Raw genomic sequence first — 24,870 nt, 5'->3', positions numbered from 1 at the left:
TAAATGAATGATGATTGTGGATTAAGAAATATATTTATGATATACAAATAAATCGGACTTGTCAAGAGAATTTTTTCAAAAGAAGAAAAAATGTCTTGTCTATCACAAATCTATGTTAAAATCATTTTCAAAAATCAGAGAAGGGCAAGCAGGATTGCTTACCCTTCAGATATAATCCAGATGATTTTTACTTCAGAAGCACCAATCGCTTTGTATCCGCGAACGATTTCCCTGTTATGGTTGAAGCATTCAGTTTGCAATAATAAACACCGCTTGCGAGCGTTGAACCATCAAAACGCATTTGATGTGTTCCGGCAGAACGGTCTTCGTTATTCACAATAACCCCAACTTCACGTCCGATAACATCATATACTTTTAATGTTACTACTGCATCCTCAGCTAAATCGAAACTGAGTGTTGTAGACGGATTAAAAGGATTCGGATAATTTTGATTTAATCTGAATGTTGATGGAGCGTAAGCAAACTCTGGACTAAATGCCGATTTGCCGAGAGGCGATGTGCTGGTTGTATCGAAATATAGCTGATCGAATTCAGCTGCGATTCGAGCACTAGCGCCGGATGAATGTACCGCCACGAAACCGAAGTATCCATTAGCAAAGTTCGTATAAGTCGAGTTTGTCACACTGCCTTGGTTGATTGATGTATTGGCAGCAGTCGGCACGTCTGTCGCAATTGCTCCACTTCCGATTGTAGTCGGCAATGTTGAAGTATATAACGTCCACACCGAACCGCTAGTACGCGTAACACGCACCATAAATCCTATATCTGTTAAGCCATTGAGAACAGTTCCAGACGAAGTGATAATATCGGTTGCAACATTATTAGTTACACTCTGGAGTACAATGTTATCGTCTCCTGTGTCATCTCCAAATTTAATTCTGTAACCGTCAATAGTGGATGCCGTTAAATTTGTACCGTTAGCCCACAGCCATACTATGCTTTGGTTTGCAGTTGTAGCTGCTTGCGCTCTTCGACCAATCCAGAATGACCAAGATTGCGAAGTACCCCATGAAGCTGTTCGTTGAGTCCTGAGATATCTGGTGCCGGCTGATGCGGTTGTATAATTCAATCGCAGTGTGTATGAATTTGTTGCTCCGGCTCCCACATCACTACTTGTGACAACTTGAAACGCAGTTGTGTTTCCACCCCAGGTCGGATTTGTGGTGAAGTTACCGTCTGAAAATGATTCAATAAGTGTAGAGACTGGAACTGGTGCTGAGGTTGTAAATGTATAGTCGGTTGATGTTGCTGTATTGTTTGCCGCATCCGTTGACTTCACTCGATAGTGGTATAACGTGCTTGCAGTTAATCCACTGAGTGATACGCTATGACTTGTAACCATTGTTGCATTTGTAACTGTAGAACCATAAGAAGTCGTGAGACCATATTCTACCACTGAGTTTGAGGCTTCGTCAGTCGTCCATGTGATAACCGCACTTGATGATGTAATTGAAGACGCTGTTACGGCAGAGATCACTGGAGGTGTTACATCAGGTGCACCACCATCACCGGTATAGTTGTGAGTAGTTGTTCCATAAGATACAGTATAACTTGTCCCGGAAGTTCTCAATATGACATGATTGTTTGCCACAACTCCTGCGCCAGCCGGTATTGTTCCACCTGAACCGGTTGCAGTTTGATAGATGTAGCAATTTGCAACATCAAGACGATTAATAACCTCCTGCGTTGGATGGCCATATGTGTTTGTTCCCACCGAAATAATTCCAACCTCCGCTTGTAATGTATTAACGAAAACCTGATTTGTGCTATACTGACTTCCATGATGGTTGATTTTAAAAGCATCGACATTCCCTACCTGTGGAGCAAGAGGGGTTTCGTTATCGGCATATGTGGATACTTCTCCACCTAAATCGCCGCCTGTGAAATACTGGAATGAACCATAATTCAATTTCCATCCGACACTTAAATCGTTCTCACTTCCGGTTGAATTAGGTACAACTCCGTAATTATAAACCTCGCCGTCGGTAGCTAGGCACTGCATTGTAACTCCACCGCCGAGGTCAACCGTTTGACCAAGTGTGACTTTAACTCTTCCTGCTGCCGTAGCCGCAGTAACATAATCGGTAAAAGCAACCGTTGTTGGCAATGGTGCATCACTTCCCCTATCATAAACAGTTCCAATATTAGCGGCGCCCAAGCCGTTTATAACTTCATCAAGCCCGCCAAGATGATCGGCGTGATAATGTGAGCAAACCACATAGTTCAGAGAGGTGATACCGAGCGATGAGAGGTATGGTAAAATAATTCCTGTACCGTTACCTGTATTACCTCCGTCTATTAGCATCGTAACGCCGGTGGGAGATTTAATCAATGTTGCATCTGCCTGACCGACATTTAGATGGTAGATTGTTAATTCCTGCGCCAATAAAGAAAATGTGAACAGGAAAATGAATAGTACAACAAATAAAAAATATTTCATGAGAACCTCATGTAATGATTTTTGATGTGGTGATTTAGGTTGGATATTCATGCGGACAAGAGAATAAGATTTAATCACACCGAAATCAGCGCGGTATGAATAATGCCTCCGAAGTTTAAGTCGAACTTCGTTCAATAGGTAGAATGATTTTTTAAACAGTTAGAATATAAAGATTTTAACAATCGATGTCAATACTTTTTCTTAAAAATTATTGAATAAAAAGAACTTTTATCTCACCTTCCCTCTTGCCAGCGAGGCAAAAATTCCGCCCACACAGATCGCGGCAAAGACTGCAAATATAATTTTTAAACTTGATGTGAACTGAGGATAATACTCAGGTGTGATTTGAACTCTGCCGACACCGACAGAAATTATAAGCATCACAATTCCCATACTTAACATCTGTCCGGTGAGTCGCATTGTTCCAAGCGTTGCAGAGGCGATGCCGTAAACTTCTTTCGACACAGATGTCATGGCTGCATTTTGGTTCGGTGACGAAAATAATCCGAACCCGACCCCGAGGAGAGATAAATTCATGATTATGAACAATATCGATGAATCTGCCTCCAGCAGACTGAAAATAAGAAGTCCAATAACTGTTAATCCCATCCCGAGTGAAGCCATGATACGTGGTTCGTATCTATCAGACATCCTTCCCGCCACAGGTGATAGAACAGCCATCAAAATCGGTTGAGCAACAAGTACCAGACCTGCCATCTGCGGAGACAGACCTTTTACAGATTGAAGATACAGACTCAAAAGAAATGTAATAGCGGATGTAGCGCTGTAGTTGATTAGAGCGGCAAGATTGGAATAAGCAAAAACGGTATTCTGTGTGAACAATCTGATCGGTAAAATTGGATTATCAGCTTGCATTTCCCAAAAGATAAAAACTGTGAGAGAAATAACTCCGGCACAAACAGATATCACTCCAACTGATTGTGGAATTCTGGAAAAACCGAACATCAGCAGGAACATTGTCACGCTGAAGAAAACACCTCCCCACAAATCAAATTTTCCTTTTGCTTCTTCTGCCCATTCGCCGTGAAGTTTAGTGGCTCCAAGAATAACGACAATGATGCTCGTTATAAAATTTAAATAAAAAATGCTTTGCCAGCCGATATGTTGAGTAAGAAATCCCCCGACAAACGGACCAAGTGATAGACCGAGATAAACCGAGGCAACGTTTATTCCTAAAACTTTCCCTCTCTCCGTCGGTGGTGTTACAGAAATTAAAATCGCCATGCCGGTTCCAAAAATCATTGCCGCGCCAACACCCTGTATGGCGCGAAAGATTATCAGCATTGTACCGCTGAAAGAAAAAACTATGAGGAGTGAAATCAATCCATATATCAACATTCCGTAGAGGAAGATTTTTTTCCTTCCAATCATGTCGGCTAATTTGCCAAAAGGGATCAGGAATATTGAGGCAGACAAAATATACGAAGTTGCAATCCATCCAAGCTCAATAGTATTTAATCCAAATTCCTTCCCAATCGACGGAAGCGCTATATTCAAAGCAGACAGCATAAACGGCGTCAGGAAGGAAGAAAGAGTTGAAATGATCAACGCGATTTTTTTATTGCTTGATTCGTGCATAAGATCTAAAATATGAAAAATGTTGATATGTGCCAAAAATAATTTAATTAATTAGGAATACTTAATTTTTTCTCTAAATTATGCAATCAGGAGTAATAGAGAATGAAACATAAATTTATCTCACTAAGTATCATCTTACTTTACTTTACTGCTCTCAGTATTGCACAACAACCCGACAGCAGTAGAGAAAAAGCACATTTCGAGTTTGCTCCATCACTTAAGAGCATTCAAGTCGACGGTTCGATTATTCTCCTTGCCTATGATTATGGAGGATCCGTTGATATTGATTTTTTAAAGTTTACCGGAAAAAACAATTCATCGCTTGGGACACGATTAGGAATTGAATATTTGTCTTCGGGTGATTTCGGTGGTGGCAGGAAAAGTTATCTTGATTATAATTTATTAGTTCGACATACTGTTTCGGGAAGTCAATTCAGATTCGATGCAATCGGCGGTTATGCCTATCAAACCCGGCAAGAGATATCACATCAATCAGGATTTAAAATTGGTTTAGAGTTAAGGTGGAAAATTGCACCGAGTGTCTTTGGGATGCTCGTTAAATGGAATAAGATTGTATTATTTCATGGTTTCGTGGGTGTCGGATTATATCTAGGTTATGATCGTTAGTTAGTAAAACATCGCTATATCGATCCAGTCTATAGTAACACAATCAAATATCAAACTCATCCCTCTCCCTGCCCTCCCCCTTCTCTAAAATTAGAGAAGGGGGAGGGTTTGGGCGGGAGTTGAGTACCTACTTGAAAAATCACATCTTATGCTCGTTTGCTTTTTCCCCTCCTATCCCCTATTTTAAAGAAACTCCGCGCTCTCTGTTCCTCAGCGATGGAAAATTCACTGCCGAGACAGGGAGAGCAGGTTATCACACTTCTTTATAATATACTTGAAATGTTATCAAAAAATAAGGTAAGAAAAATGAAAACTATTAGCTTACAGTTTTTTCTTATTTTCCAACTTGTTGTTCTCTGCGGTTGTTCATCAAGTCGAACCAATTACTATACTTCGTTCGATTTTCATTATGTATCCGGAAGTATTCAAGTCAATACATTTAATGGTTATCTCGTTAAAGATTTAGTGAAGGATGGTAATATTAAAACGTTGTATTCAATGTCAGCTTCATCAAAAGAAGCTGTCTTAGAAAAATTAAAGACGATAGGATTTTTTGACCAACCTGATAAAATCAGCATTGGAAATTTACAATCAATCAGAGTTGAATATAATGGTATCGAAAAGTTTGCATCTTGGGGTGGCTTTGATTCGAATAATGAATATCAAACAAAATTAGATGAATTGGGAAGATTAATAGTAGAAATTGCCGTATTGAGTCCTGAATTCCAATCACTGCCTCCTGCAAGAGGGGGTCGTTTATAATTCTTAGTAGATACAAAATCATTTTATGAGGTAACTATGAAAACATTAATCAAATATATACTTATGTGCTTCTTCATTTTATCGATTCAATCAATAGCACAACAAAAATCTATGACACTCAAAGAAAAAATCAAACGTTTCGCTCCTACGGAAATCAAAGGAGATATATCAAAACTATCAAAGGGTGATCGAAAGGCGCTGGCAAAATTAATTTCAGCCGCCAAGATTATGGATTCACTTTATCTTCGACAAGTATGGAGCGGAAATACAGATCTGCTCCATAAATTGCGCGCAGATAAATCTTCCGGAAGGGCTGAACGCTTACGCTACTTTCTCATCAACATGAGTCCGTGGTCAGGCATCGATCATCAGGAACCATTCATAGAAGGAGTACCGAATCCACGACCACCCGGAGCGAATTATTACCCTGAGAGTATGAAGAAAGATGAATTCGAGAAATGGCTTGCTACTTTACCCGAATCTGAGAAAAGCAAAGCAACCGGCTTCTTCTACACTATCCACAACGAAGAGGATGGTAAATTCAAAACCGTTCCATATAACGAAGAGTATAAAGATTTACTCGCACCTGCTGCAAAACTTTTACGTGAAGCGGCTGAGCTAACTGATAACGCAACATTGAAAAATTTCCTCACCAAACGTGCCGATGCATTCCTGAGCAATGATTATTATGACAGTGATGTAGCGTGGATGGAATTGGATAGTCCTATCGAACCGACAATTGGACCTTACGAAGTTTATATGGATGAAATGTTCAACTACAAAGCGGCATTCGAAGCTTTCATCACTTTACGCAACGATGTTGAGACAAAGAAGCTTGCGAAATTTTCTTCATACCTTCAGGAAATCGAGAACAATCTTCCAATCGATCCAAAGTATCGCAATCCGAAATTGGGCGAGTCTTCTCCTATCCGTGTAGTGGATTTGGTTGTAACAGGCGGTGAGTGCAGAGCCGGTGTGCAGACAGCAGCATTTAATCTTCCAAACGATGAAAAAGTTACGGCAGAAAAAGGCAGCAAGCGGGTGATGTTGAAAAATGTCCAGGAGGCAAAATTCAAAAAAGCATTGATACCCATTTCTAAAGTCGCAATGGATAAAGAACAGCAAAAGCTTATTTCATTCGAGCAGTTCTTCACACACATACTTGCGCATGAGTTGATGCACGGACTCGGTCCACAGAATATTACTGTCGATGGCAAACAAACCACAGTACGACAAATGTTGAAAGAACTAAATTCCGCATTTGAAGAAGCCAAGGCCGACATTTCGGGATTATTCATGTTACAATATCTTATCGAAAAAGGCGAGATAGAAAAATCATTTGAGAAAAAGATGTATGCGACATATCTCGCAGGTGCATTCCGTTCAATTCGATTCGGGATCAAAGAAGCGCACGGCAAAGGAATGGCATTGCAGTTCAATTATCTTCTTGATGAAGGAGCTTTCAAGTTCGATGAAAAGACGAACAAGTTTAGTGTTAACTTCGAAAAGATAAAGGATGGGATGAAGAAATTGACCGGTGAGATTATGACAATTCAAGCTGAGGGTAGTTACGACAAAGCTAAAGCAATGCTGGATAAGTACGCAGTCATGAATCCATCGATGCAAAAGATTTTAGATAAATTAACCGATGTTCCCGTCGACATAGCGCCACATTACCCTTTGGCTGAGAAATGAATGGGTTAAAACGCCGACATGAATTGTCGTGGCAATTTTTATCATAAACTCTAATGCTTGAATCTATTTGGTTTTTACCACTTTTATTTGCTACCGGTCTCACCGCCGGATTAGTTGACTCCATCGCAGGCGGTGGTGGCTTACTGACACTTCCCGTCTTGCTGGGTATCGGACTTCCACCCCATGCCGCGCTTGGAACGAATAAATTCCAATCGAGTTTCGGCAGTTTCACTTCAACGATGTATTATCGGAAACATAATATCGTCAGCATCCGCGATGGATTGATTGGAGTTATTTTTACTGCAATCGGAACGGTTCTGGGTGCGTGGCTCGTGCAGCAAATCGCATCAGATATCCTCGGACATCTCATTCCATGGTTGTTGCTGGTGATTGCAATATATACTTTTGTAACGCCGAAGTTCAGCGATAAAGATGGTGAGGCAAAACTTCCCAAGAATAGTTTCTTCTTTTTCTTCGGATTGATTTTCGGATTTTATGACGGATTCTTTGGCCCGGGAGTGGGATCGTTCTGGGCTTTTGCTTTTGTCATTCTGCTCGGATTTAATTTGAGGAAAGCAACCGGTTTCACGAAGCTGATGAATTTTACGAGCAATATCGTATCGGTCATTATGTTCCTCATAGGTGGTAATGTCTGGTTCCTAATATCATTTGTTATGGGCGCGGGACAAATTATTGGATCTATCATCGGTGCACATTTAGTAATCAGGAAAGGTGCAAAATTAATCCGGCCGGTATTCATTACAATTGTTATTCTGACTACACTCAAGTTATTATATCAAAATTATTTTTAATCTTACTCTCATCCAATCAGATAATTATTTTCAATTGCAGTTTCTCCATTACGAAATAAAAAGGGGTAAGCACCTGATAATTTCTTAGCAGATGCCTACCCCATTTTTCGATAGTTCCCTATTTAAGCTAACCTGCTATTTTTTCTTCCCTTCCTTAGAGAGTTTAAAATTGAATGGGAGAGTTACATAAACCCCAACAGCTTTGCCATCCTTAATAACCGGCTCGAATTGCCAGTCTAGCGCAGCTTTCATCGCGGCAATTTCAAGCAATTCTGAACCGCTATCATTCTTCTGAACTTTAACCTCTTTCACGAATCCTTTTTCACCTATAAAGACCTGAAGATAAACCATACCCTCTATTCCGGATATTCTGGCACTGTCCGGATAATCAGGATTGACGCGTTTAATTACAACCGGTGCCGGTTCAGTTCCTTGCATTTTATCGTCTGCTTTCTGCAAACTATTTAATATATCCGCATTCGCTATTGATGCGAACAAAATTAATAAAAAAGCTATTCTAAACATGATTAACCTATTCCTTTCATCTGATTATTGTTGATAATTTGGATTGTATCTTGCATTCTTTAAAACAGGTTTCCCGATAACTTCAACCGGGGGTAATTCATAAAAAAAGATAACCGTTGATGGTTGAACTGCTTGCCGTTGCTGAAGAGTGAGAACCATATTTTCATTTGTGGATTTATTAAGTGAAGTACCGAAATATATTCCACCCAAAATTGCAATAATAATTATTGCCGCAGCAAGTGGCAACGAGAGTACAACTTTCTTTTTAAAGAAATTGAACAAGCCTGACTCTGATAATTTTCTTTTCGATGACTGTACTCGATGTTCCGCTAATCTCTGAAATAATTTATCATCGATAGCCGAAGGATACTTTATTTCCTCGCGTTCCTTGATTGTATTCATTTTTGTCATTATATCTATGTATGACTGGCATTCACTGCAACCGGTAATGTGCTTGAACAATTCTATCTGTATATGGGTATCAAGTGAGCCGTCTAAAAATAAATTTGCTAGTTCTCGATAACGATCACATTCCATTTTTATACTCTTTCTTCAAAAATCGGTTTCAATATTTTATACAACTTTTTCCTCGCTTCGAACAAACGTGACTTCACAACGGTTTCCTTTAAATCGAGTATCTCCGCAATCTCTTTATATGATAAATCATTATACAATCTTAACAGAAGTACCTCTTTATATTCCTGCGTGAGTTGCTCAATAGCTTTTGAAAGTAGACCTACTTCTTCCTCACTATCGTACTGACCATGCAAGGATATGCCGGAATCAATTTCGTTCTCAGGATCAAACGGGGATGTTCTTTTAAATTTTTCAATGTAAGACAGACATTCATTGCGTGCGACAGCATACAACCACTGTTTCAACCTCTCCGGCTGGTTGATCTGATTCTTTCTCGCATAAAGCTTAAAAAAGATATTTTGGACTAAATCTTCAGCGGCATTGCCGTCGTCCAACATTTTAAAACAAAAAACATAAATGGGATGTTTGTAGCGGTTATACAAATTCACGAATGCAAGATCATTCCCATCGCAGAATGATTTCACAAGTATGGCATCCGAAATCATCATCTATTTAGGTCCATGGTAATTTTAATAATATACAAAATACCGATTTTGCCGCTTTAATTAAACATTCATTTGTGTGAAACGAATATCGTCACTTAATCTAAGACTCATTTAATATAAGACTGATTAAACAAACAAAAGTTGGAAGAAAATTAAAGTTATTTTCCATAATTATGAAATTTAGTCGCTTATTAAAAATATTCGATAATCGGAACATTTGATTTATCATGACTAATGGAGTATATTTCATCCAAATTAATCCGTTTTCAGCAAAATACCTTATTAGATTAATAATGATATCACACGGCAAATGAACGTGATTTTAACAATCGATGTCGCTCATCCTTCACGAAAACCTGAACAGGTTGAGCACCAACTTGAAGAAACGCTATCGCAAGTCCGCAAATCTTCTACTCTTCATGTTATTAAGATTATCCATGGACAAAACGGAAAGACCAAACAGACTGTTCGCAATTGGGCTTACAGCAATCGTCGGCGATTACGAGGAATTATTTATGGGGAGGATTATTCAGTTTTTGATGAGCAAACTCAAGAACTGCGTAAAGAGGTTGGTCAATTTTCAGATATAGATTTAGAATCTTCCAATGAAGGAATTACAATTCTCTGGGTAAAATAAGTTTTACATCAAATGATTAATTATCTCTGAACTCACAACTCACAATTCACAACTCATTTTTACAGCCACTTATTCTTCTTAAACACCCACAGCATAAATCCGGCCACAGCAGCCATAAACAATGTGGCAATCCCTATCCCCCATTCCATTTCAGCTAAAGGGATGACGCGGAAATTCATTCCGAAAAAACCGGTAATAAAACTTAACGGTAGAAATATTGTAGAGATGATGGTTAAAACCTTCATCACTTGATTTAGTCGATTGGAAGTTACAGAAAGATAAGCATCGAGTAATCCCGCTACCATATCCCGGTACGAATCTGCGAGATCGCTCATGCGAACCAAATGATCGTAGACGTTACGATAATAAATTGTTTCCTCCTCAGTTATCAATGAAAATTCGCCGCGCGATAATCGATTCAACATTTCACGCTGATAAACCGCAACCCGCCGTACGGTCATTATATTTTTTTTCATGTTGAGAATTTCAACCATCGATTGTTGCGTTGGTGCATGAAACACCTCGTCTTCCATTGTATCGATTGTTGTATCAAGTGTATCAAGAATCGGCGTATAACTATCCACGATCTCATCTATTATTAAATGGAAAAGAAAATCAGGACCTTTCCCCAAAGTCATGGGATTCTTCGATACCATTTGCATTGCATAATTTATGGAACGTTGAGGTTTATAATGATGCGTTACCAATAATTTCTTGGAGAGAAATGCGCTGACCTGAGAGGTTTTGATTTCCATACGCTTTCTGCCATCATCTTCAACCAGCACAGACTCGACAGGATTGAAAATAATAAAAAGATAATCATCGAAATCTTCAACTTTCGGAAGATGTCCCTCATCTTCCTTCCCATTCTGACAATCTTCAATGGCAAGCGGATGATAATCGAGAAGCGATATTAACAGCGTTTCCTCTTCAGCTTCCTGCGGATCTTCCATATCAACCCAAACAGATCCCTCCGGTTGTTGAAGATACTGGTTGAATTCTTTAATCGATATTTTTTTTATCGTGTTGTTTAAGTAATGGAATATGTTGATCATAGTTTCCCCGTCAACAGTTACGAACTAAAATTTGATTACTATCGTGTCACAAATTAACAATCTTTTATCTAAATTACAATTCATTCATATTTCATCTTATCCAAGTTGATATTTAAAATCATCCTCCATTATTCAGCGTTGAATCCATTATTATCAATGAAGATGCGAAAATAATTTATTATATTAATAGAATAGATTTGGAAAACCTTTAAAGGTAAGAAGATTAGAACAATTTTAACCATCATTTTCAATTAGTCGGAATTGCTATGAAAATTCATCGATCCATCATCCCACTACTCCCATATTCCATACTCTACATTGGATTACTTTTCATCCTCTCATCCACATTTAACCTCTTAATAGCCGACGAGGGAATGTATCCTCTAAGCGAGATTCACAGATTGAATCTCAAATCGAAAGGATTAAAAGTTTCACCAAAAGATATTTACAATCCGGGGGGAATAGGATTGATAGATGCGATAGTCAATATCGGAGGTTGCACAGGTTCGTTCATATCGAACGATGGATTGATACTAACGAATCACCATTGCGCATTCGGCGCCGTCCAGGCTGCCAGCACAACAGAGAACGATTATGTTACAAACGGTTTTCTGGCACAAACCCGGACCGAAGAAATATCGGCTAAAGGTTTAACAGTACGGATAGTCGATTCTTATAAAGATGTTTCAAAAGAAATTCTAAGTACATTAACAGATACGATGGATTTGACTGCGCGTACTAAAACAATCGACAAGAAAATTAAAGAAATCGTTACTGAAATAGAAAAACAAAATCCGGGCAAACGGGCCGAAGTTTCAGAAATGTTTACCGGTAAATCATACATACTTTTTATTTACACTTTTTTAAAAGATGTCAGATTAGTATATGTTCCTCCACGTTCAATCGGTGAATTCGGCGGCGAGAACGATAACTGGGTTTGGCCCCGTCATACCGGAGATTTTTCATTTATCCGTGCTTACGTTGCGCCTGATGGTTCTCCCTCCGGTTATTCTTCGGATAACATTCCATATAAACCGAAAAAATTTCTAAAAATCAATCCGAACGGAGTTGATGAGAACGATCCCGTTTTCATTCTCGGATATCCGGGAAGAACTTTCCGACATCGGACATCTTATTATTTAGGATATGAGGAAGATATTCGGATGCCGTACGTTGCCGATCTTTATGAATGGCAAATAGAAACTCTTGAAAATGCCGGCAAAAATGATCGCACAGTTTCGCTTAAACTCGATTCAAGGATTAAAAGCTTAGCGAACACGATGAAAAACTACCGCGGCAAGCTTCAGGGAATGAAACGGCTTTCGATTGTTGCGAATAAAGCAAATGAGGAAAGAGCCCTTCAACAATTTATCGATTCAGATCCAAAACTGAAGAAGCAATATGGTAACGTGCTTCAGGAAATTGCTTTGCTTTATAATGAGATGCGTGAGCAATCAAAGTATGAAATGACTTTTGATTATCTGAGGCAAAGCTCTTCGTTGCTTTCTTCCGCATTTTCAATTTATGAAGCTGTTAGGGAATTAAAGAAACCGGACCTCGAAAGAGAATCTGCATACATGGATAGAAATTTTGCCCGAACTAAAGAATCGATTATTTCATCTTTGAAGAATTATCATGAGCCGGTGGATAAAATATTTTTCAAAGAAATGCTCATGCGGGCAGCACGATTACCGAATAATATAAGGATACCGGCAATTGATAGTTTGATCGATTCAACCGACATGGAAACTGCAATAGATAAATATATCAGCGATATTTATACTTCAACAAAATTAAAAAATGAGAATTTCATTCTTAATGCGTTTACGAATACGCCTGAAGAAGTAGAACAACTCCGTGATCCTTTTCTTGAACTGGCAAAATCTTTATATCCCGCGGTAAAGCAATTACGCGAAATCAGGCAACGACGTGAAGGCGCACTTTCAAAATATTCCGCTCTGTTTGTTGAAGTAAAAGAAATATTCCAAAAGAAAAACTTTATCCCTGATGCCAATAGCACTTTGCGTTTGACATTCGGAAAAATTGAGGGATATTCGCCGGCAGATGCGCTTTATTCATCTCCAATCACAACCGTGAAAGGTATAATCGAAAAAACAACCGGTGCAGATCCATACAACACTCCTGATAAATTGATTGAAATGTACAAAGCAAAAAATTTCGGTCGCTATATACACAAGAAAAAGAAAGATGTGCCTGTTGCATTGCTATACAACCTTGACACAACCGGCGGAAACTCGGGAAGTCCGCTGTTGAATGCCAAAGGTGAAATAGTCGGCGTGAATTTCGACCGTGCATTTGAAGCAACAATCAACGATTATGCCTGGAGTGAAGACTACAGTCGATCGATTGCGGTCGACATCAGATATGTTCTCTGGATAACGGATAAATTCGCCGGTGCTGAGCATCTGCTGAAAGAGATGGGTGTGAAATAAATTCAAAATGGAGATACAGTACCTAACTCAACTCCGAAGAAAACTCTCACTCAATATTATTTTTTTAAATTGAAGGATAACATTCATGTTTAACCTGATTTTAATATTAATTCCGCTGCTATTCCAACAATCGACCCCTGATCAAATATCTTATTACGGTTTAGTGGCGCTCGACGATAAAACTCTTATCGCGATCGGTGATAACGGTACCATTGCCAAAACAATTGATGCGGGAGATACATGGAAAATCGAACGGAATGTATGTAAGATAAAAGAACCATTTTCCGGTATCGCTTTCAGCGATTCAAAAACCGGATGGGTGGTGGGTAAAGAAGGAACAATATTAAAGAGTACAAATTCCGGTGCAACATGGAATAAGACAAGTGGTAAATTCACACGCGACCTGAATTCAATTCATTTCATCAATCCGATGCTCGGATGGATAACCGGCTCCAGAGGGTATGTACTGCACACGACCGATGGCGGTACCACATGGAATAAACAATACAGCAATACTTTGAATGAACTAACTTCAATTTGGTTCACAAACAGTTCCGATGGCATCGCTGTTGGAGCGAAGGGGACAATTATTTACACTACCGATGGCGGCATTACATGGAAAAACGCTCAGAATAAATTAAATAATTTTTTCAAATCTGTATATATGACGGATTCCTTGAATGCGTGGATTTGTGGTGGATACGGCGCGATTTTAAATACAACTGATGGCGGTGCAACTTGGTCCAAGCAAAATGAAGAGGAAAAAATGCTGGTTTTTAAAACAGATAAGTTCAACTATAAGGTTCGATTTGCGAATAACCATATCGGTTGGATTGTTGGATCAGATGGTCTGGTACTTCACACCACCAATGGCGGCAAGATATGGGAAAAGCAAAATAGCACAACAGAAATCCCGTTGACCGACATTGTTCTGACAAAAACCAATAACGCGTTCGCAATTGGATATCACGGCACATTATTATCGACTATAGATGAAGGTAAAACCTGGAATCAAGTTATGATCAAGGGGAGAAAGAACAAATGAAAAATATTTTTTTTATTCTCATAGTTGTTTGGGGAATATTGTCGGGATGCGGCAAAAATTCAAATTCAAGTCATAATTTTAGCACCGAAGACAGTTCGCGAATTGTTCAGGAGATTATTCATCACAGAGCCGAAGTCGATTCCGCATTCAGAAGCGAACCATCATCCCCTTTCAACCAGGATTCTTCAATCCATTTTACCGGAATCAAATGGTTTCCACCAAATCTGAAGTGCTACTTTTCCTCTAAGTTAAACCGATATCCGTTAACCGAGGTTGTAACCGTTCTAGGAACAAAAGGAGATGAGCGTGAGTATGCTAAATACGGCTACTTCAAGTTTTTATATTCAGGTAAAGAGTATCGAATTAACGTTTATAAATTCACTTCCAAAGACACAGCAAGATATAAGATATATAAAAACTACCTCTCGGTTTGGTTTACAGATGAAACAACCGGAAAAGAAACATATCAGGTTGGCAGGTATATTGATGTTGGAGAAGAAAAAACCGACCCCAATCATCTTTACACTTTAGACTTCAACAGCGCATATAATCCATACTGCGCTTACAGCGCGCGTTACTCTTGCGCCATTCCGCGGAAAGAAGATCATCTTCCTTTCAAAGTTTATGCGGGTGAGATGAAATATCACGAATGACTTTGTTGCTTTTCTCCTATTTTCAAGGTAAATTTGATTTGTTTTTAAATAAGAATATGAATCGATGCAACTGAGAAAATTATACAGAACAATTGAAAAAATCGCTTCCCGCCCATTCACCACCGAGGAAGAATTGCTTCAACATGTAATCCATGAAATCGTTCAGAACGAAGAAATAAATTTAAAAGGCGGACGCATCTGGAAGTTTGACGCCAAAAGCGCGAGCTATGAATTATTCTATCAGGAAGGCGATATTGAGCTGATAAAAGAACGATATAGGATTAAACTGAAAGAGTATCCTATCTTCCTCGAATTACCGAAACTTCGAACAGTTTTAGGAAGCGAGCAAGATTGGTACCTGAAACAACGCGGGATATTGAAATATTCGGCAACAGGTATCGGTGAAAAAATTCAATGGCGCGGAAATACACTCTACCGTTATGTAATGGCATTCAACGCCGATGATTTGGATGAAAGTTTAACCAACACTCTGAATATCATAAGCGCGGCTTTGAGCACCGTACTTCGCACCAAAAAAATTGAACGAGATGCTAAAGTGCTGGAACGCGATCTCGATAAAGCGAGTGAAATTCAAAAAAGCATATTGCCTCAGCACGAAATGAAATTCCATTCATTCGATGTATATGGAGTGTCAATTCCCGATCGGATTGTGGGCGGCGACTTCTTCGATTATCTTCAATCGGAAACAGATGATGAACGAATCGCTGTTGTTGTAGGCGATGCCGCAAGCAAAGGATTTTCAGCCGCGGCGCAGGCGCTCTACACCTCGGGCGCTCTCAGAATGGGCTTCGATTATCAAACTAAAATCTCATCCCTTCTGCAGCGAATCAATAAACTTCTGAATAAAACCTTTTCAGAAGAACATTTCGTATCACTCGTTTACACTGAATTAACCGACGATAAAAACGGACTGATAATATACGCGAACTGCGGCCATAATAATCCCATCCTGCTACGGAATAATTCTGAAACAACGGAATATATTGAAACAACAGGTCAGATGCTTGGACCTTTCCCGAATGAAAATTTCCGGACAGAGAATTTTCACATGGATCACGGCGACATCCTTCTCCTTTACACGGATGGAATTGTTGAAGCCACTAACGAACAAGGCGATTTTTACGGCGAAGAACGCTTGATCAGGTTGTTGATTGCATCACGTTCTCTTACCCCGAAAGAAATTACATTGAAAATACTTGAAGATGTTCAATTATTTAATAGTTTAGGCACACATACTGATGATAAAACTCTTGTTACAATCAGGCGCAATTAACATTTACGGGAAGGAGCCATTATGAGCACACAACTAAAACGAATCGCAAATGTTGCAACTGTTACGAGCGGAAACATAACCGCCGTATTCGCAGATGATGTAGCTTCTGCAGCTTCACCAAGCGATGTAATAGGCAAACTGGGTTCATACGTCATGATCCCGAGCGGCGATCGATCTATTATCGGTACAATATCGTCGACACGTTACCACGATCTATCGGCGGCAGACGACAAGCTGTCACTCAAGCCGGCAAAGAAAATTATAGAAATCCAGTTAATCGGCACTCTAACCGACGGCAGATTCACACGCGGAGTTTCGTCATTCCCCGTTCTCGGCTCTCCTGTTTATCTTGCCGCTTCTGAAGATTTAAAAAGCATTTTTGCCACCTATCGGCATAGCAACTTCTCGGTTGGTTCTCTTTCGATCATGGACGAAGAAAGATTTTTTCTCGAACCGAATAAATTTTTCGCTAAACATATAGCTCTCTTCGGCTCCACCGGCTCCGGTAAATCGTGCACAACCGCCTCCATCATCCAGAAAATCCATAAGTTCGAAAATGCGCACGTCATTCTTCTCGATCTTCACGGCGAGTATGAACCTGCCTTCAAAGATCAGGGCAACATCATCAAGATAACCGAGCTTGAGCTTCCATACTGGCTGATGAATTTCGATGAACTGTGCGAAACATTCATCGATGAAGACGATCCTCATTCGCACAATCAGATGATGATTATGAAAGATGCCGTACTCGATTCGAAGCGCGGTAAGAATCTCAACCTGAAAGAATTTTTAACAATAGATACGCCTGTATATTTCGATTTCCTCGAAGTTTCGGCGAGAATGCGCTCGCTGGATACCGAAAGAACTTTAGGCGGCAAAGAAGGTCCTTTCTACGGTCAGTTCACCCGTTTCCTCGTCCGTCTTGAAAGTAAAATTCAGGATAAGCGTTACGAATTCTTATTCAAACCTAAAAAATACAGATCGTCTGAAACTTTTTCAGAGTTGCTCACACAGCTATTCGGAATTGTGAACAACAAACAGGTTACAGTTTTAGATTTAAGCCGAGTGCCTTTCGATGTCATCAATGTTCTCGTATCGTTATTAGGCAGGATTATTTTCGATTTCAATTTGTGGAATCAAAACCGACAAAACTTCCCTGTGCTGATTGTGTTCGAAGAAGCGCATACATATTTATCTTCGCAGGGGCGCAGTGTTGCCGCGCGTAAAACGGTTGAGCGCATCTCGAAGGAAGGAAGAAAATACGGCGTCAGTTGCATGATTGTAAGTCAGAGACCTTCCGAAATTTCCGAAACAATAACGGCACAGTGCAATAATTTCATAGCGTTGCGTTTGTTGAATCCGAACGATCAGAATTACGTCCGCAAGCTTGTTCCCGACGCGCTGGCAAGTTTAATAGATGTACTGCCAACCTTAGGACAGGGTGAAGCATTTATTATTGGCGACGCGGTTGCAATACCAGCGCGTGTACAAATTGATATGCCCTCCCCGGCACCTGCAAGCGGTGATATAAAGTTCTTCAATAAATGGTTAAAGAAAGAAGCCGACACCAGCGTTCCTGATGTGGTGAACAATTGGTGGAAGCAGATTAGATCGTAAGATTGGATTGAACTCTGATGTATATCGTGTATCCTTCATCATAGGTAAAAAGAAGTGACATATCTTTAATTGTTCACAAAAGATATTCCAATTAACTTATTTTCCCACTGCTAGTCGAACGATTCCGTCGGAAACATATTCCACTTCATTATTCATCATGAGATCTTTCAATATGTATTCTATTCGTTCCGCTGTCTTATCATGAATTGATTGAATTCCGAACAAGTGAGCGACTTGTGTGACAACCTCACCGCTGTTTGTGGAAAATTGATGGCGTAACACTACCCTGATTGCTTCTGCTATTTCTTCATTACATATTAACTCAATACGAGGCAAAGGATCATCGATCCTCCTTCGTACTAAAACAGGATTTTGTTCTTTAGATGACCATAAGAACCCGTTCTTCAATTTTATCAAACCAGCATTTACAGCGTGCTTCGTAGCATCTTTGACAATGGAATTGATACGTTGACCAGCCCGGCCTAAACCCCACAGCATTCGAATACGGCGAACTACCTCATCAAAATGTACCGGTGCTTCAACTATTACAACATTAACAACTGCATTTGCCAAGTATCTAGCTGATTGTTTGTGCAGATCCCCACCTATCTGAATCCCTAACGACTGGCAAACCTGATAAGGAGTCGCAAGTTCTTCAATATTAGGAATTGAAAAATTTCGATATGTGCTATTTGGCGATATTACCACAATTGGTTCGATCTCTGAATTGCTTGTCTGTCCTTTCTTAATCACTCCTGAACTATCCAGTTCATTAGCAGCTTCCCTGACAACGGCTATCAGACGATCTTGAACCTCAATTCGGTTGCGATACCAATCCGTTGACCAAATTCGATGGATTTTCCAACCGAGGCCCTCAAGCACTTGTTGCCTTAATCTATCACGATCCCGAGCAACTGTCGAGGAGTGATATTTGGCGCCGTCGCACTCAATACCGAGTATGTACCGTCCTAGATTCTTCCTGTCAACAACGGCTAGATCAATTCTGAACGATGCACAGCCTACCTGCTTGCTAACAATGTATCCTTTACTTGTGAGGAATTCAAACACAGAGTCCTCGAAAGGTGAATCGGTGTCCGCAGATGGTCCCTGAGTGCCAATTATTTTGCGATTCTCAGCAAATGCTAAGAATGATTTCAGTGCTCTGACACCAAACGGTGTATCTACCTCAATGTTTAGATCTGACGCCTTGAAATTGGAAAAAACCACACACTTCTCTCGTGCACGTGTTGTAAGAACATTTAGCCTGCGGTGGCCACCATCATGATTCAATGGTCCAAAGTTTTGTGATAACTTTCGCACTTCATCAAAACCGAAACCTACACTTATAAAAATAACATCCCGCTCATCGCCTTGAATCGTTTCAAGATTTTTCACAAAGAAATGTTCATCTCGTCCACTTCTAAAATACTCTTCCATCTCAGGATTATGACGAAGTTGCAATTCTACTTCTTCCTGTATGGCTTGCTGTTGTTTAATATTAAAGGTGCCGATTCCCAAACTCTTTGTTGGATGTTTTTTGAAGTGGTGGACAGCCGCCTCAGCTACAGACCTTGCCTCAATTCGGTTGACACCACTCTTTCCGCGATCATAGACTCCATTTGGTAAATGCACAAAATGTAACCCAAGATCATCATCCTTACCAATCGACGAAGGAAATATAAGGAGAGAATTATCGTAGAATTCTCGGTTGGAGACAGCAATTAGTGATTCATGCCGGCTACGATAGTGCCAATTCAAGGACTTCATTGGGAAAGCTCTTTTACATTGATGAAGGATACTCTCTACATCTGCTACCGTTGCTTCTTCGGTCTCTTCTTCCTCTGTACCCTCACCGATTAGGTGGCTGAAGAAGTTCGTAGGTGGAAGTTGCCTTGTATCTCCCATGACAATAAGCTGTCCCCCACGAAGCAAGGCGCCGAGCGCATCCTCTGGTTTTACCTGGCTTGCTTCATCAAAAATAATAACATCAAACTGTACTGTTCGCGGATCAAGAAATTGAGCAATAGAAAGTGGACTCATCATAAAACAAGGTTTCAGTTTTTGAATTAGAGTTCCACTCCTAATCATAAGCTTGCGGATTGGCATATGGCTACGCTTTCGACTAAACTCTCCAAGAAGCACTCCAACCTCTGAACCTCTGGCACCACCATATACAATTGGTTTATTCTTCTGAAGCTTGCTAACGAGACGCTTTCGATTCGTAGTTATAAGCAATTGGTCAACTTCCGAAAAGCGCTTGATGTTTTGCTCATGTAATTTTCCAATGAAATCAGCAAGATCAGATTTTTGATCAAAAGCAAATCGTAGAAGATCATCAGCAAAATTTCCTTCAAAACAAGAAACCAAACTATCAGGCATAATCGAATCTGAATCCACAAGTGGCACAGCAGAGGCTGCAACTGTTTCAATGCACGCATTCCTATAACGCATGAACTGAGACCATGTGTGTAGTGTATGCGTGTTCCTTGACAATTCTGTTAGACGGGATTTGAGTATTCCGAACTGTATATTGTCTCGCTCATTTGAAAATGCCAACAAATAATTCAATCCGATGCGTGTCTTTAGGTTGTCTAATTGAACTTCCAGATCAATAACTGAATCCAAAAGAAGTTTGTATACTTTTTCTATCTCAAGCCTGTTAACTCCTTTTTCAATAATGGACAGAGCATTAGTTGTTGCTGTCCCTGCATTTAAGGATGCACGGAAACCGACGATCCAATCTGCGAATGTAGATAGAGTTTCAGTATTTGTTTGTCTACCTTTCCATAGAGAACCAAATAGCTTACGTGCTGTTATTTCATGAGAGGCAACTCGAGTCTGGAGGTGTTGTACTATAATCAGTTGCTCGAGATGCTCGATTATCTGTTGCCGTTTTTTGAAAGGTCGACATTCGCATAATCCCGCAATTTCACGTTTTAAGTACCAATACTTTTTATTGATAAATCTGAATATGTGCTTTGATTCAATCTTATAATCATGTAGCAACGATTGAAGATCATGATCTAACGAATTTTCCTTGAAACAGGATAGTGCTATAGCCCATTGTTTCTGGAATTCCTGTAGATCGTTGATAATTGACTGTGCTTGCTCTTTTAATGAATCCCACTCACGGTTTTCAAGAATTATGCGTTCTATTTTCGGTGCAGAAGCTACTATGATGGAATTTGAAACAACATCTTGGATATCACCAAGGCAACCAGGTCTTCTGATACCGCTCTTTTCTGAAAACTCTTGCGCAACAGAGGCAAGTTTATTTAATCCTACAATACATTTCTCAATCAGATTACCAATTTCATATTCATCAGATGGCAGGATAATCGGAGGGTTACACCCTCGCCATACATTTTTTGAGACTGGCTTAACAAGAGAGTAAGAAGATGCTAAGTCGTTCAAACGAGTTTGGGCTAATGACCATTCCTCAATGGTACATTTCTCTGGCGAAGAAATCTTGGCTCTAGGTATTGTCATCCCTGAATGCTTGAAATGTCTTAGGCTCTTCTCCTTCATTTGGTATAGAGCGAATGGCGAGAGTTGGATATTGCCGATCGGCTCCCCTAGAGCATGAGCATATCCATTCAACTTGTTCTTGAGATCTTCATGTAATTGAAAGTCCATTCCTTGATCGCCGGTATGAGTCGTACCAACTTGGAGAGTTCTTTCTAGTTCTTTAAGCACCTCCCTCTTATTGGCCTTACGGCTATGTAGCTCCAGACAAAATTCCCCCAATCCGGCATGATCTAATCGGCTCTTCACAACTTCAAGCGCGGCCATTTTCTCACTGACAAACAAGACAGTCTTGCCATTTGCAAGTAGCTCAGCAATGGCGTTTGCAATTGTTTGGGATTTGCCAGTTCCAGGGGGTCCTTCAACAACAAGATTATGACCGGCTTTAACGTCTTCAATAACAGCAATTTGATAGGGATCAGCATCGAGAATATGGTAAGTGGTTTTCCATTGTATTTTCTGATCTACCTCTTCCACATTGAACCCGACCCTATGGGTCACATCTCCTGAAGGAGAAAGAATCGCCTTGATGAGAGGATGCTGAGTAAGTGATTCTTCTGTAGGCCAAGACTTCGAATCTAGATCCTTATACATCACAAATTTTGTGAAACTAAAGAAATCAAGACAAATCTCATTCACCACTTTCCAGTCGGCCATAGTTGAAATAGCATTGGAGACTGCTACAAAGTATTGATCTATATCGGTCTTTCCTTCAGGCATTTCAAAGAATGGTAAAATAATTCCTTGTTCTACAAGCTTTGCACTCAACGAAATGTTTGAATAAATATCTTCCTCATTCCATTTCAGTCGGTAAGATTTCCTAACATCCGTTCTTTCAAGTTCGACTGGAACAAGTATGAGGGGAGCTCTTCTCATTTCAATTGCATCAGGAGACTCTTTCCATTCTAAGAAACCAAGAGCCAAGAACAATACGGTATACCCTTGTTCCTCAAAAACAGATCGTGCCTGTTGGCTGATGTAGAATAATCTTTTTTGCAATCCCTCGGAGTCCAAATCGGTTTGTAGATAACGATCAAGATGGCGGTCTGCTACTTCAGTCGTGGTAATTGGTAAATGCCAGAGCTCGGTAAGCCCCTCATCCGATGATCCATTTTTTTCCTTTTCACCAAACAACGATTCGCTTGAACCATTCTCAGAAATGTTGTCGCGTTGTTTCTGTGGTTGGAATTCCATCATCCTTTCTTGAAGTACGAGAAGGTCATAAACTTCACGGGGAATTTCGTTTATAGCCCTAATGGACCTCGCCTTTGTGGGCCTGAAATTGAGAAGGCGATTCCTCATCGTAAGGTCAAGAAGATTCTTTCTTGCAAATTCTATTTGTACTTGTATATCCATGATGATTGAGCGAACTTAATTAAGTATAAGTTTGCATAAAATATTCAGCATTTTCAAGGCGAGTAAATTATCACCTTCAACAATCAGGTTGCCGCTTCCCGAATCACCGACAGATAATTCAGGAACATCTTTAAGCAAATGAAACGACACGTGCCGGTGATGATTCTCTACGACTTTTTTACCAATCCAGTTTAGTGAGGGCATAAATTTTAAATAGCTACTCCTTGTCTTTTAGCTTCATTCAAAATATCATTTCCATATAACTTTAAAATTTCAATTTCTTCTTCATCAATTGTTCCACCAAGATATGACACGAGCCAAATCCTAAAAAGACTGAAGAATTCATCAGACAGCATTGCCGGGTTTGTTTTGGCTGGAAATATTTTTACTGCAAATGCATGTGCTATTTGAATCAACTCAAAACGTGCAATGCTTTCCTCTATATGAAACATCGGGAATGGGGGAATATAAAATTTACTCGGATATTGAAAAGCTTGAACATTTATAACAAACTCTCTATGAATTTTAGGTTTATCAACTGTGTAAAGCGGTACACATATGATTAATTGCTCGGATGTATTAGTTGCCCAACGGGTTGGTCCTTCCGCAATAACAATTGCAGGACGCATTTTACCTTTGATTGCAAACAAATGTTCGTCTGCTTTCAAACCGATGCTTTTCACCGGGAACTTGAATTGCCGTTTATCAAGTTGGCTAATCATAGCTGGCAGTTCAACTTCGCTTGGATCTTCTAATACATTAACATCAAGAATCAGCTTATCTTTATTTGGATATAATGATGGTATTTCCACAATTTGACCAACAGAGAACCCTGCGGTTGGTCCAGCTTCAAAGCAAGTTTCCACAAGTCCCGATATGTCAATCCCTTTGCGTGTCAGAGTTGTTTTATGGTTTGATTATTATCTTTAGATGTCGTAACGATTCCGCATCAACCTGTTCCTCTTCATCCCATGCTTCAATAGCTTTCTGGTATTCCTTACCCTCGTGTTTTTCTGTTACCCTTTGTTCACTAAGTCTTTTGAGTGTCGGGGCAATTCGCTTCCTCAACTCCGCAACTCTTTGTTCAGTTTCTTTCGAAGCTTTTAGTGGAATTACAACCTTATTAGTTTCCTTTTTTATTGTTGTGAAATCTAATACATCCCCCCGCTTATCTACCGCTTCCATCGGTTCTGTTTCAAAATATACATAGTCCAGCAGATCCTCAAGAAGTCTATCTTTCCACTGCCCAACGATCTTTTTAATAATCAAACTAACTTTGGTGTCAACTTCAGATTTATACCGACTTAACCCTTCAGCAACTTTAATTAGAATTAAGTTCTTTTCATTCTTAATTTTCGCCTTTGTCTGAACAAAATCTCTTTCATTTAGAATGTCATCTATTGCAAGAGCGTACGGACCATAATGATAAAAAAGCCACTCGAGATCGGTCAAACGTTCGTTGTAATTTCTGTAATATTCGACTTCGGTGAGGTAGAGTAATTTTACAAGCTGTGTTTTCCCAAACGATGTATGTTGAATTGATGATTCTTCGAGAATCTGAAGCAATATATCTTTAGTTGTTGGCATGCATTCCTCTGTTAGAAAATATCGTTAAATTCTAACAAAAAAACAATCAAAGATGTGTATATTAATGATGTGTTTTTATACATTT

The 24,870-nt window shown here is 39.7% G+C and carries 20 protein-coding genes; 10 read left to right on the top strand and 10 right to left on the bottom strand.

Annotated elements, in window-relative coordinates; genetic code table 11:
- Positions 1 to 187: 187 nt before the first annotated feature.
- Positions 188 to 2,461, bottom strand: a complete 2,274-nt coding sequence (locus tag HZB59_04725) for an MBL fold metallo-hydrolase (protein MBI5020718.1) — start codon at positions 2,459 to 2,461, stop codon at positions 188 to 190.
- Positions 2,462 to 2,689: 228 nt separating this feature from the next.
- Positions 2,690 to 4,060 (bottom strand): MFS transporter, encoded by a 1,371-nt coding sequence (locus HZB59_04720; protein ID MBI5020717.1) that lies wholly within the window; start codon positions 4,058 to 4,060, stop codon positions 2,690 to 2,692.
- Positions 4,061 to 4,162: 102 nt separating this feature from the next.
- Between HZB59_04720 and HZB59_04715 the strand changes: the two genes are divergently transcribed.
- From HZB59_04715 to HZB59_04700, 4 genes are all read left to right on the top strand, one after another.
- Positions 4,163 to 4,687, top strand: coding sequence for a hypothetical protein (locus HZB59_04715; protein MBI5020716.1), 525 nt, complete (start codon positions 4,163 to 4,165; stop codon positions 4,685 to 4,687).
- A gap of 306 nt (positions 4,688 to 4,993) precedes the next feature.
- Entirely contained in the window at positions 4,994 to 5,449 is a 456-nt protein-coding gene (locus HZB59_04710; protein MBI5020715.1) for a hypothetical protein, read from the top strand.
- 36 nt (positions 5,450 to 5,485) lie between these two features.
- Complete coding sequence (locus HZB59_04705) at positions 5,486 to 7,144, top strand: hypothetical protein (GenBank protein MBI5020714.1); 1,659 nt, start codon at positions 5,486 to 5,488, stop codon at positions 7,142 to 7,144.
- 53 nt (positions 7,145 to 7,197) lie between these two features.
- Positions 7,198 to 7,956: a TSUP family transporter gene (locus HZB59_04700; protein ID MBI5020713.1), complete on the top strand. Its 759-nt coding sequence runs from the start codon at positions 7,198 to 7,200 to the stop codon at positions 7,954 to 7,956.
- Between the two features lie 135 nt (positions 7,957 to 8,091).
- On the opposite strand, the gene HZB59_04695 is transcribed toward HZB59_04700, so the two are convergent.
- Genes HZB59_04695 through HZB59_04685 form a run of 3 tightly spaced genes read right to left on the bottom strand, consistent with a single transcriptional unit; the run spans position 8,092 to position 9,566 of the window.
- Positions 8,092 to 8,481 carry an energy transducer TonB gene (locus tag HZB59_04695; GenBank protein ID MBI5020712.1) on the bottom strand — a complete coding sequence of 130 codons (390 nt, stop codon included), beginning with the start codon at positions 8,479 to 8,481 and terminating at the stop codon, positions 8,092 to 8,094.
- A 24-nt stretch (positions 8,482 to 8,505) separates the two neighbouring features.
- Positions 8,506 to 9,018: a zf-HC2 domain-containing protein gene (locus HZB59_04690; GenBank protein MBI5020711.1), complete on the bottom strand. Its 513-nt coding sequence runs from the start codon at positions 9,016 to 9,018 to the stop codon at positions 8,506 to 8,508.
- Between the two features lie 2 nt (positions 9,019 to 9,020).
- Positions 9,021 to 9,566: an RNA polymerase sigma factor gene (locus HZB59_04685; GenBank protein ID MBI5020710.1), complete on the bottom strand. Its 546-nt coding sequence runs from the start codon at positions 9,564 to 9,566 to the stop codon at positions 9,021 to 9,023.
- 307 nt (positions 9,567 to 9,873) lie between these two features.
- Between HZB59_04685 and HZB59_04680 the strand changes: the two genes are divergently transcribed.
- Positions 9,874 to 10,200: a hypothetical protein gene (locus tag HZB59_04680; protein MBI5020709.1), complete on the top strand. Its 327-nt coding sequence runs from the start codon at positions 9,874 to 9,876 to the stop codon at positions 10,198 to 10,200.
- A 59-nt stretch (positions 10,201 to 10,259) separates the two neighbouring features.
- On the opposite strand, the gene corA is transcribed toward HZB59_04680, so the two are convergent.
- Positions 10,260 to 11,255, bottom strand: a complete 996-nt coding sequence (gene corA / locus HZB59_04675) for a magnesium/cobalt transporter CorA (GenBank protein ID MBI5020708.1) — start codon at positions 11,253 to 11,255, stop codon at positions 10,260 to 10,262.
- Between the two features lie 266 nt (positions 11,256 to 11,521).
- Between corA and HZB59_04670 the strand changes: the two genes are divergently transcribed.
- From HZB59_04670 to HZB59_04650, 5 genes are all read left to right on the top strand, one after another.
- Positions 11,522 to 13,708, top strand: a complete 2,187-nt coding sequence (locus HZB59_04670; protein MBI5020707.1) for a S46 family peptidase — start codon at positions 11,522 to 11,524, stop codon at positions 13,706 to 13,708.
- Positions 13,709 to 13,793: 85 nt separating this feature from the next.
- Complete coding sequence (locus tag HZB59_04665; protein MBI5020706.1) at positions 13,794 to 14,753, top strand: hypothetical protein; 960 nt, start codon at positions 13,794 to 13,796, stop codon at positions 14,751 to 14,753.
- Positions 14,750 to 15,406, top strand: coding sequence for a DUF1684 domain-containing protein (locus HZB59_04660; GenBank protein ID MBI5020705.1), 657 nt, complete (start codon positions 14,750 to 14,752; stop codon positions 15,404 to 15,406). Before HZB59_04665 ends, HZB59_04660 begins: the two co-directional genes overlap by 4 nt.
- 64 nt (positions 15,407 to 15,470) lie before the next feature.
- Positions 15,471 to 16,700 carry a serine/threonine-protein phosphatase gene (locus HZB59_04655; GenBank protein MBI5020704.1) on the top strand — a complete coding sequence of 410 codons (1,230 nt, stop codon included), beginning with the start codon at positions 15,471 to 15,473 and terminating at the stop codon, positions 16,698 to 16,700.
- 21 nt (positions 16,701 to 16,721) lie between these two features.
- Positions 16,722 to 18,317: an ATP-binding protein gene (locus tag HZB59_04650; GenBank protein ID MBI5020703.1), complete on the top strand. Its 1,596-nt coding sequence runs from the start codon at positions 16,722 to 16,724 to the stop codon at positions 18,315 to 18,317.
- Positions 18,318 to 18,413: 96 nt separating this feature from the next.
- On the opposite strand, the gene HZB59_04645 is transcribed toward HZB59_04650, so the two are convergent.
- The 4 genes from HZB59_04645 to HZB59_04630 form a co-directional block, all read right to left on the bottom strand.
- The gene (locus tag HZB59_04645) at positions 18,414 to 23,198 is read right to left on the bottom strand and encodes a DUF3320 domain-containing protein (GenBank protein ID MBI5020702.1); all 4,785 of its coding nucleotides are present in this window, start codon (positions 23,196 to 23,198) and stop codon (positions 18,414 to 18,416) included.
- A 15-nt stretch (positions 23,199 to 23,213) separates the two neighbouring features.
- Positions 23,214 to 23,402 carry a hypothetical protein gene (locus tag HZB59_04640; GenBank protein MBI5020701.1) on the bottom strand — a complete coding sequence of 63 codons (189 nt, stop codon included), beginning with the start codon at positions 23,400 to 23,402 and terminating at the stop codon, positions 23,214 to 23,216.
- Between the two features lie 5 nt (positions 23,403 to 23,407).
- A complete protein-coding gene (locus HZB59_04635; GenBank protein ID MBI5020700.1) occupies positions 23,408 to 24,010 on the bottom strand; it encodes a hypothetical protein in 603 nt (200 codons plus the stop codon).
- Between the two features lie 94 nt (positions 24,011 to 24,104).
- Positions 24,105 to 24,785 (bottom strand): DUF4065 domain-containing protein, encoded by a 681-nt coding sequence (locus HZB59_04630; GenBank protein MBI5020699.1) that lies wholly within the window; start codon positions 24,783 to 24,785, stop codon positions 24,105 to 24,107.
- Positions 24,786 to 24,870: the final 85 nt, after the last annotated feature.

Source organism: Ignavibacteriales bacterium, from assembly GCA_016214905.1.
Lineage (GTDB): Bacteria > Bacteroidota > Ignavibacteria > UBA10030 > SZUA-254 > PNNN01.
The sequence above is the reverse complement of the archived record's forward strand: the minus strand, read 5'-3'. Positions and strand labels throughout refer to the sequence as shown.